This is a genomic window from Myxococcus sp. AM011, from assembly GCF_013372595.1.
Taxonomy (GTDB): Bacteria; Myxococcota; Myxococcia; order Myxococcales; family Myxococcaceae; genus Myxococcus; species Myxococcus eversor.
Genome location: NZ_JABXEM010000149.1, coordinates 18062 through 27213, shown reverse-complemented (window position 1 = coordinate 27213; position 9152 = coordinate 18062). Strand labels below are relative to the sequence as shown.

Here is a 9152-nt window from a genome sequence, read left to right as displayed (position 1 = left end):
CTCCAGCCGAACTCCCCGAAGCGCCCCGTGTTGGGAGGGATGAAGGGCGTCCAGTGCTCGCGCTCGACATGGAAGGCGCCGAAGCCGATGACCAGCAGGACGATGGCGACCTTCACGAAGACGATGATGTTGTTGACGCGCGCGGACTCATGGATGCCGACGACGAGCAGCGCCGTGAGCACGCCCACCAGCAACACCGCCGGGAGGTTGACGAGCGCTCCGGTGGCGTGCGGCACGAGCGAGTCTGGCGTGGTGCCGAGCGGGGCATTCGCCAGGGCCGCGGGCAGCTCCCAGCCCGCGTAGTCGCGAAGGAAGGCGGTCAGGTAACCGGACCACCCCACCGCCACGGCCGAGGACGCGAAGAGGTACTCCAGCATCAAATCCCAGCCGATGATCCACGCCACCAGCTCGCCCAGGGTGGCGTAGCCATACGTGTACGCGCTGCCGGCCACGGGAATCATCGAGGCGAACTCCGCGTAGCACAGCCCCGCGAAGAGGCAGCCCAGCCCGGCCAGGATGAACGACAGGACGATGGCGGGCCCCGCATGCTGCGCCGCCGCCGTCCCCGTCACGACGAAGATGCCCGCGCCGATGATGGCTCCGATTCCCAGCAGCGTGAGCTGGAGCCCATTGAGGGTGCGATGCAGCTCGTGCCCCTCGCCATCCTCATTCTGGAGCCTCGCGAGGCTCTTCTTCGACCAGATTCCCACGGCCGGCAGTCAACGCCGGCCCGCGTCCCTCGCGAAAGCCTGGACGACACGGATTGGCGGCAAGTGTCACCCGGCGAGCGAATCGCCGGACTCAGCCTCGGCGGTGCTCGCGGCGGTCCTCGCGCCGCTCGCGGTGGTCCTCGCGCTGCTCCTGCTTGCCCTCGCGGACCTCGCGTTCCGCCAGCCGGATGAGCTCCTGGATGAGGTCCCGCTTGCGGTGCAGCGCGCCTCCAGCCCTGCGGCCCTCCAGCTCCGCGAGCTCCCGGGCGATGACCTGCCGCGAGCGCAGCGTGGCGACCTCCGCCTTCACATCGCGACGGTCGTCCCGGGCATCCCGCCGATCATCGCGGAGATCCCTCTTGTCGCTGACGTACGCGGCCCGGCGACCCCAGGCCGCATCGTCACGGACCTCCCACTGCTCCGCGCGCACCTCGCGCTGGCTGCGCTGGGCCTCCCGCTGCGAGGACGACAACTCATTGCGGCTCTCCATCAGCTCCGCGTGGAGAAGCTGGCGCAGCCGCGCTTCCACGGCATCCATCTCGCGGACGTCACGACGCGCCCAGGACTTGTCGAAGCGTGCCAGGACGGACTTCAGCTCCGCCACGTCCATCCGGTCGTCCCGAAGCTCGCGGCGGTCCTCATTCGCCTCGTAGCGGTTCTGCGCGCGCTCCCACTGGTTGGCGCGGGACTGGGCCTGGGCGCTTCCCGCGAAGAGAAGTCCCGCGAGCACGGCGGATGAAAAAGCGTTCATGGTGGGGGGTCCTCGTGAGCGCGAAGCTCGCTGGTGTGTACAAGTCCTCCTGACGCGCCCGGAGCCACTTTATTCGAGGCCCCGGCCCCCCGGATGGCGGCAAGGTAGGACTCGCGCCGACTACTGGGCGGCGACCGTGCAGTCGCCCGTCACGTTCGGGGCGGGGGCGCCGTTCACCACGTTCCCCTCGAAGACGTTGTCGCTCGCGACCACCAGCTCCACCCCGCCGTTGCCCCGGTTGCAGACGACGACGCCTCCCGCCCCCGCCTGGTTGCCCACGAAGCGGTTGTGTCGAACGGTGACGGCGCGAGTCCCCACGTCCTCCAGGTAGATGGCCGCCGCCGGGCCCTTCGTCACGAAGTTGTCCTCGAAGAGGTTGTCTTCGATGAGGTCGTTGTTCGGCTGGAAGTAGTGCAGGGCCGCGCCGCCGCCCAGGTCGTAGATGTTCTGCGAGTTGGGCCAGGCGAGCAGGGGCCTCACCACCAGGCTGCTCCACAGGCTGCCCCGGAACGCCTCCAGCCCGTTGTTCCGGAAGGTGTTGCCGCGCACCACGGAGTCCCGGCCGTGCGTCACGCACATCGCTCCGCCGCCCGCCATGGAGGAGGTGCCGGCCTGCGCGAAGCGGTCGATGTCGGAGGTGCGGTTGCCCTCGAACACCGTGCTCTCCACGCGCGAGCCCACGGTGAACATCAGGTCCAGCGCGCCGCACTTCGCCGCGGACAGGTTGTCCCGGAACAGCGAGTTCCGAATCGTCACCGGCCCCGGGTAGTAGGCCCACAGCGCGCCGCGCGTCCAGTCACGGTCGCCGTTGTATTCGTTCTTGCGCACCTTCTCGAAAATCATGTGGTCGAAGACGGGGTGGCCATCTCCCACCGAGTTGTCTCCGTAGAAGTTCATCCCCCACCAGCCATACGGATTCGTCGAGGTGAGCACCACGGGCTTCTCCGCCGTGCCGCTCACCTGGATGCCGCCGTAGACGCGCAGCTCCACGCGGCCCTTCTGGTGGTTCATCACGCTGTCCGGCGCCCCGGCCGCGACATCGGCCTCCGTCACCTCCGGACGCCCCTTGAAGTCGAGGAGGACGCCAGGCTGCACCTTGAGGACCTGTCCCTTCGGAATCGTGACGACGCCCTGCGCATTGCCAATGACCCGGTAGGGCGAGCCCGCCGCCGTCAGAGTCCCCGACAACGTACCGGTGATGAGCGTGCCGCCATCCGTCGGCACCTCGATGGAACCCGCGTCCCGCCCGGCATCGGGTGTCCCCGCATCGGCGGGGCCGGCGTCGATGGGGTCCGGACCGCGGCCACCGTCCGTGCCGGAGTCGCCACCATCCGAGGACCCCGAGCCGCCCGCATCTCGCGGCTCCGTGGTTCCACCATCGGCCTCCTGCGTTCCACCATCGTCGCGTCCGGGCCCGCCCGCGTCTTCACGCCCCGGTGCACCCGCGTCTTCGCGTCCGGGCCCGCCCGCATCCTCACGACCGGGCTCGCCTCCGTCATCTCGACCGGGGCCGCCAGCGTCTTCGCGTCCAGGCCCGTCTCCACCGTCGTCACGCTCGGGCCCACCGCCGTCCTTGGTCGGCACGACGCCGTCCTCGTCCTGGTCCGTCGACGAGGGCTCACCGGAACAAGCAAAGACACTCAACGACAGGGACACGAACACGACGCTGACAATCAAGAAGGGGGACGAAGGTGTCTTCATGGGCGGGTTGGGAGGTAACACGAAGAGGTGTCAGCCACCATTGCATGAGGGTCCCATGCTCCACCGCCTCGACGTCGGACCGATGCCCTGCACGAAGGTGCATCTCCATCCCGCGCCGAGCACTCCCCCACCCCCACGGTCAGGCTTCCCGTCTCGCGCTCCACGCCATCCAGCGGAAGCTCCACGCCTGTCTCCCCGCACCCGCGCTCGACAACGCTTCCCACCCCGGATGACTCATCAGGTCTGGTTTCCGACGACGCGCTGACACGAGGCGCACATCGACGCCTCCGGCGCCGAGCCTCGAATCCGATAGAGTCCCGCACACAATGGAGCTCGTGCTGTCGTTTCTCGCGGGCGCGTCGCGTCCGTGTGGCCCGGACGAGTCACAAGTCCTGGCAGGGCGATTGGGGGAAGCACTGGACCGCAGCCACGAAGCGTGGCCGGGCGTCGTATTGTCTGGCGACACGTTCGCACGCCACCTGGGCGAGCGCGTTCCTCCAGAGCTGCCCCTCACGGAAGGACTGCGTGCGCTGAAGGTGGAGGACCTCTACCTCGCCCGCGCCTGTCTCGACGGAGACCGCGCCGCGCTCGAGGCCCTCCAGCGCGCGGTGCTCCTGCCCATGTCTCGCGCCGTGCGCCGGGTGGACCGCTCGGACACGTTCGTGGACGAGGTGCTCCAGCTCACCCGCCTGAAGCTGCTGGTGGGCAGCGCCCGTCAGGGCCCGCGCCTCGCCGAGTACGCCGGACGCGGCGCGCTTCGCCGCTGGACGGAGGCCATCGCGGTGGGCGTCGCCCTGTCCCTCAAGCGCGGCCCGCCTCGCGCCGTGTCCCTGGACGACGCGCCGCTCGTGTCGGAACTCCACGGCGCGGACCCGGAGCTCGCGCTCATCCAGCAACGCTATCGCCCCGCCTTCCGCGCCGCGTTCGCTGAAGCGCTGTCGCAGCTCTCGCCCAGGGACCGAAATCTCCTGAGACTGAGTCTGGGACAGGGGCTGGGTGTGGAGTCCCTGGGCACGCTCCACCAGGTCCACGCCTCCACGGTGTCTCGCTGGCTCACGCGCGCCCGCCAGTCCCTGCTGGAAGGCACTCGCGCCGGACTCTCGCGCCGACTGACGCTGAATGTCTCCCAGCTCGACAGCCTGTTGAGGGTGATGGACGCGAGCCTCGCGGTGAGCCTGTCTTCCCTGCTCGACGAAGGATGAGTGCCATGGCTCCGTCCAACGACTCGCGGTGCCTCGACGAACCCCAGCTCCTCGACCTCGCGGATGGCGTGGCCTCGCGGGAACTGCGCGCACGCGCGGAGGCCCACCTGGATGGCTGTGCTACCTGCCAGGCCCAGCTCGCGGACTTCCTCGTGGCTCGCGCGCCGTCCACCCCTTCGCCACGCCAGGAGCCTTCGCCCACGCCCTCCACCCTGGTGGAGGACACGGTCGCCGCGAAGGGGCTCCCCATGGCCGCGCTGGAGCGGGGCACGCTGCTGGGACGCTACGTGGTGCTGGAGCGAATCGGGGCCGGTGGAATGGGCGTGGTGTACGCGGCCTCTGACCCCAGCATCGACCGCCGCATCGGACTCAAGCTGGTGCACGCCGCACCAGGCGCGGTGGACTCCACCGACCGCATCCTGAGCGAGGCCCGCGCCGCCGCGCGCACCCAGCACCCCGCCGTCGTCGCCGTGCATGACGTGGGCCGGGTCGATGACCGGGTGTTCATCGCGATGGAGCTGGTGGAAGGCGGCACGCTGCGCCAGCACCTCGCCACCACGAAGCCGGATTGGAGAGGCGTGTTGCGCCTGTACGTCCAGGCGGGCCGAGGTCTCGCCGCCGCTCACGCCGCGGGCGTCATCCACCGCGACTTCAAGCCGGACAACGTCCTGGTGGACCGCGAAGGCCGCGTGAAGGTCACCGACTTCGGCCTGGCCCGCCTCGCCGCCCGCGCGGAGTCCACCGCGTCATCCCCCGGAGCATCCGAGACGCTCGCCGTCGGACCGGACGCTCCCGGCATCGTGAGCACGGCCGCCGCGGGCACGCCGGGCTACATCGCTCCCGAGGGACTGGCGGGAGGCCGCGTGGATGCGCGCTCGGACCAGTTCAGCTTCTGTGTCGCGATCTTCGAGGGGATGCACGGGGCGAAGCCCGGCGAGCGGGAGCCCCTCAACCGCGCGTCCGTCCCCCGCGCGGTGCAGACCGCCGTGCAGCGAGGCCTCGCACGGTCGCCGGAGGACCGCTTCCCCTCCATGGACGCGCTGCTCACCGCGCTGGAACGCGCGGCGTTTCCCAGGACCTCGCGCTGGCTCGGAGCGTTGGGTGCGGGCCTGGGCGTGGCGGCGGCTCTCACCCTCCTCTTCGTGGTGCGAGGTCCCCAACCTTGCGCGGACAGCCCCTCGCGACTCGTGGGGGTGTGGGACGCGGCTCGCAAGCTGGCTCTCCGCGACGCCTTCCTCGCCACGAGCGCCCCCGGCGCGGAGGCCCTGCACGCGACGCTGGTCCGCTCGTTGGATGGCTACGCCGGCCAGTGGATGGAGGCCCACCGCGAGGCCTGCGAGGCGACGCTCGTCCGCCATGAGCAATCCGGGGCGGCGATGGACCTGCGCATGCACTGCCTGGAGCGCCGCAAGCGCGAGCTGCACGCGATGGTGGACGTGCTGAACACCGCCAGCGCCAGCGAGGTGTCGAACGCGCCGCAGATGGTGCGTGGACTGGTGCCCACCTCCCGCTGCGCGGACGTGGAGGCGCTCGCCCGGCCCGTGCCACCTCCGACGCGAGGCCAGGAGCGAGAGCAGGTGCGCGCCGCCCAGGAGCTGCTCGCGGACGTGAGGGCGAGAGACCATGCCGGACGCTGGAAGGAGGCCCTGGAGCTGGCGACCACCGTGGAGAGCCAGGCCCTGGCGACGAACTACAGACCGCTGCTCGGGGAGGCGCTGCTCGCCCAGGGCCGCATCCGGCTCCATGAGCGCGACGAGAAGGAGGCCCGGCAACTGCTCCGGCGCGCCGCGCTGGCCTCCCAGGCGGGACGGGATGACGAGCATGCCATCGAGGCGATGGTGAACCTGGTCTACGTCGAGGGCGAGCTGGCGGAGCGCCCGGAGCAGGCCGACCTCTGGCGCGAGCTGGCGCAATCGCTCCTGGAGCGCATCGGTGGCGACGCTCAGCTTGAATCCAACCTCGCCTTCACCCAAGGCATGGTGCTCACCCGCCAGGGACGCCACGCGGAGGCCGTTCCGCTTCTCGAGAAGAGCCTCGTCCTGCGTGAGCGAGCCCACGGCAAGGACGCCTACGTCCTGGTCGATGCGCTCCTCGCACTCGGAACCGCACAGCGCGGCCTGGGCCGCTTCGAGGAAGCCCTGGCCACCCAGCGGCGCACCCGGAACTTGCTGGTGATGCACGTGGGACACGAGCACTCCTTCGTGGCCATGACGCTCAACAACATCGCCTCCACGTTCGTCAAGATGGGCCGCTTCGACGAGGCGCTCGCGACCTTCGAGGAGAGCATCCAGCTCTTCGAGCGCATCCATGGCGCGGGCCAGCCGGCCAGCTATCTCATGAACCTGAATGCGAACATCGGCGCGGTGCATCGCGCGCGCGGCCACTTCGAGCAGGCGCGCGTGGCTCTTGAGCGCGCGTGGGCACTGGCCCAGGGCAGCCGCCCACCCGGGCACCCGGACCGGGCCTTCATCTCGGGACACCTCGCCGTGACGCTCGCGGACCTCGGTCGCGTGGACGAGGCGCTCGCGCGCGTGGAGGCCGTGCGCGGGGAGCTGGATGCGGCGCGGTCCGATGGACGTCGCAGCCGACGCCACGCGGAGCTGTCCACGCTCGTCGCGGAGATCCTCCTGCGGGTCCGCCGCTTCGAGCCCGCCGCCAACGAGGCACGCAAGGCGGTGGCGCTGCTGCGCGAGCTGGGCGCCCAGGACGAGCTGTCCACCCCTCTGTGCAGATGGGCCCAGGCGCTGCTCGGCGCGGCCCGACTCCCGGAGGCCGAGCGCACGGCCCGCGAGGGACTGAAGCTGCGCGAACAAGCGGCGACAGCGGACGCGGAAGAAGTCGCGGAGGCCCGCTCCCTGCTGGGCCAGGTGCTGTTGGCGCGCGGAGACCTCGCGGGTGCCCGCACGCTCCTGGAGCAGGCCCTGGAGGGCTGGGAGAAGGAAGGCGCCAGTGCCTTCACGCTCGCCTCGACGCGCTTCGCGCTCGCCCGCTCGCTCAGGCTTTCGAGCGTCGAGCCCGAGCGGGCGCGAGCCCTGGCGCTCTCCGCGAGGGACGCCGTGGCCCAGAGCCCGCCGCCCAGGAGCCTCCCCTTGGAGGAACTGGACGCCTTCCTTTCAGAGGGTCGCGTAGACTCCGCGGCACGATGAACCGTGAAGAAGCGAACCAGGCCCTGGAGCTCATCCGCCGGGTCGTGACACAGGCGCGTGACGACTCGGCGCTCCAGAACTGGGGCGTCATCTGGATGCTCCACGCCTTCACCAACGCCGCGGGGTTCACCACCACGCAGTGGCTCTGGAATCGTGGGGACCGGACGCCCGGCGCCTACGCCGTCCTCTGGTGCGTCGTGCTCGCGTTCAACATCTCCACCATCTTCATCCTCAAGCGCGGCCAGACGGCGGGCGCACGCTCCTTCGTCGAGCGGCAGATCTGGGCCATCTGGACCACGTTCATGGGCGGCATGGGGCTGGTGGCTCTCATCAACTGGCTGCTGGGCCTGGACCGGCTGTTCATGCCGGCGGTGGCCTGTGTGTTGTTCGCCACCGCCTTCTCGATGATGGGCGCGCTGATGGGGCGCGTGTGGTTCACGGTGGCCGCCTTCTTCGCGGTCGTCTCGCTGGTGATGACGCGCTTGCCGGAGCACGGCTTCAGCCTGCTGGCGGCCCTCTGGTTCGCGGTGCAGTTCGGCGGCGGGCTCGCGCTCCACCGCGCCCGCTTGAGAAGGCTCGCGGCCCGGACGCCCGAGGCTCGGCTGGTATGATGAAGCCGGAGTCGCTCGCCGCGCTGGTGGCCCTCGCGACCGAGCCCTGGGGGCTGGACGAGTCGGAGCTTCACTCGCGCCTCACGGTGGCCGGTGTGACGGACCCCGCGTCGGCGCTGCGTGCGATTGCCGTGGCGGGCCTGGCTCGTGAGGAGCGCCGCCGCTGGGTGCCCACACCGCTGGGGCACGAGGCCCTGCGAGAGGCCCACCTGCTGCTCGCGAGCAGCCAGGACCCGAGCCCCTCTCCTCCTGGCATGGAGGAGTGCCCGTCCGTGCCCTGGCTCACCCAGGTACAGACGCACTGGGTGGAGGCCGTGTCGCTCAACTACGCGGTGGACGCGGAGCGCCTGGCGCGACTGCTGCCAGCGCCGCTGGTTCCGGAGATTCATCGGGGCACCGCGTGGGTGCAGGTGTTGATGTCGTCCCTGCGCGACATGCGCCCCCAGGGCGTGTCTCCGCTGCTGGGTGTGTGCTTCTACCAGGTGAGCTATCGGGCGTCGGTGCGCTACCGCAACGCGCGCGGTGAGTGGCGTCGTGGCGGCTACTTCGTGCGCAGCGAGACGAACGACCCGGTGATGCGCCGCGTGGGCAATACGCTGGACGAGTTCCGCTTCCACGAGTTCGGCGAGGCGCACATGGTGATGGCTCGCGAGGGAGAGTTGCTCACCCTCGCGGCGGACCCGGACGCGGGGTTTCCCGGAGGACGCCTCGTCGGCGTGTTCGACACCCGGCCCCAGACGCGTCCCCCGCCGGGCAGCGTGTGGACGGGGCTGGAGGACCTGCATGAGCCGCTGGTGGAGTGCTACGACGCGTTCGGCGTCTCGGGCGACTTCGTCTATGTGCTCACCATCGACCGCGAGCCGTGGAACGCCCGCTTCTGCACCCCGGTGGAGCTGTACTGCGAATACTTCGAGGAGGGGCCGCTCGCCCCGGGCTCCCGGCTGGACTCGGTGCTCCACCTCACGGAGTGCGCCTACCGCTGGCGCCCTCTTCGCAAGGAGCGACATACCCTGGAACCATGAGCAGCCCCG

7 protein-coding genes are annotated in these 9152 nt (G+C 70.4%); 4 read left to right on the top strand and 3 right to left on the bottom strand.

Translation table 11 applies throughout. The features are described 5' to 3' along the window. From HUW62_RS27820 to HUW62_RS27810, 3 genes are all read right to left on the bottom strand, one after another. Positions 1-710: amino acid permease (locus HUW62_RS27820; protein WP_176436111.1), on the bottom strand; the 710-nt coding region annotated here is incomplete at its 3' end. Between the two features lie 91 nt (positions 711-801). Then, positions 802-1461, bottom strand: coding sequence for a hypothetical protein (locus HUW62_RS27815; protein WP_163869289.1), 660 nt, complete (start codon positions 1459-1461; stop codon positions 802-804). A 120-nt stretch (positions 1462-1581) separates the two neighbouring features. Beyond that, positions 1582-3162 carry a right-handed parallel beta-helix repeat-containing protein gene (locus tag HUW62_RS27810; RefSeq protein WP_176436110.1) on the bottom strand — a complete coding sequence of 527 codons (1581 nt, stop codon included), beginning with the start codon at positions 3160-3162 and terminating at the stop codon, positions 1582-1584. Positions 3163-3488: 326 nt separating this feature from the next. Between HUW62_RS27810 and HUW62_RS27805 the strand changes: the two genes are divergently transcribed. Genes HUW62_RS27805 through HUW62_RS27790 form a run of 4 tightly spaced genes read left to right on the top strand, consistent with a single transcriptional unit; the run spans position 3489 to position 9143 of the window. Next, positions 3489-4364, top strand: a complete 876-nt coding sequence (locus tag HUW62_RS27805; RefSeq protein ID WP_176436109.1) for a sigma-70 family RNA polymerase sigma factor — start codon at positions 3489-3491, stop codon at positions 4362-4364. A 5-nt stretch (positions 4365-4369) separates the two neighbouring features. Then, on the top strand, positions 4370-7510 hold the full coding sequence (locus HUW62_RS27800) for a tetratricopeptide repeat protein (RefSeq protein WP_176436108.1): 3141 nt from the start codon (positions 4370-4372) through the stop codon (positions 7508-7510). Next, on the top strand, positions 7507-8121 hold the full coding sequence (locus HUW62_RS27795; RefSeq protein WP_163869293.1) for a hypothetical protein: 615 nt from the start codon (positions 7507-7509) through the stop codon (positions 8119-8121). The genes HUW62_RS27800 and HUW62_RS27795 overlap by 4 nt, the downstream gene beginning before the upstream one ends. After that, positions 8118-9143, top strand: coding sequence for a DUF2071 domain-containing protein (locus HUW62_RS27790; protein WP_163869294.1), 1026 nt, complete (start codon positions 8118-8120; stop codon positions 9141-9143). Before HUW62_RS27795 ends, HUW62_RS27790 begins: the two co-directional genes overlap by 4 nt. The last annotated feature ends 9 nt before the right edge of the window (positions 9144-9152 follow it).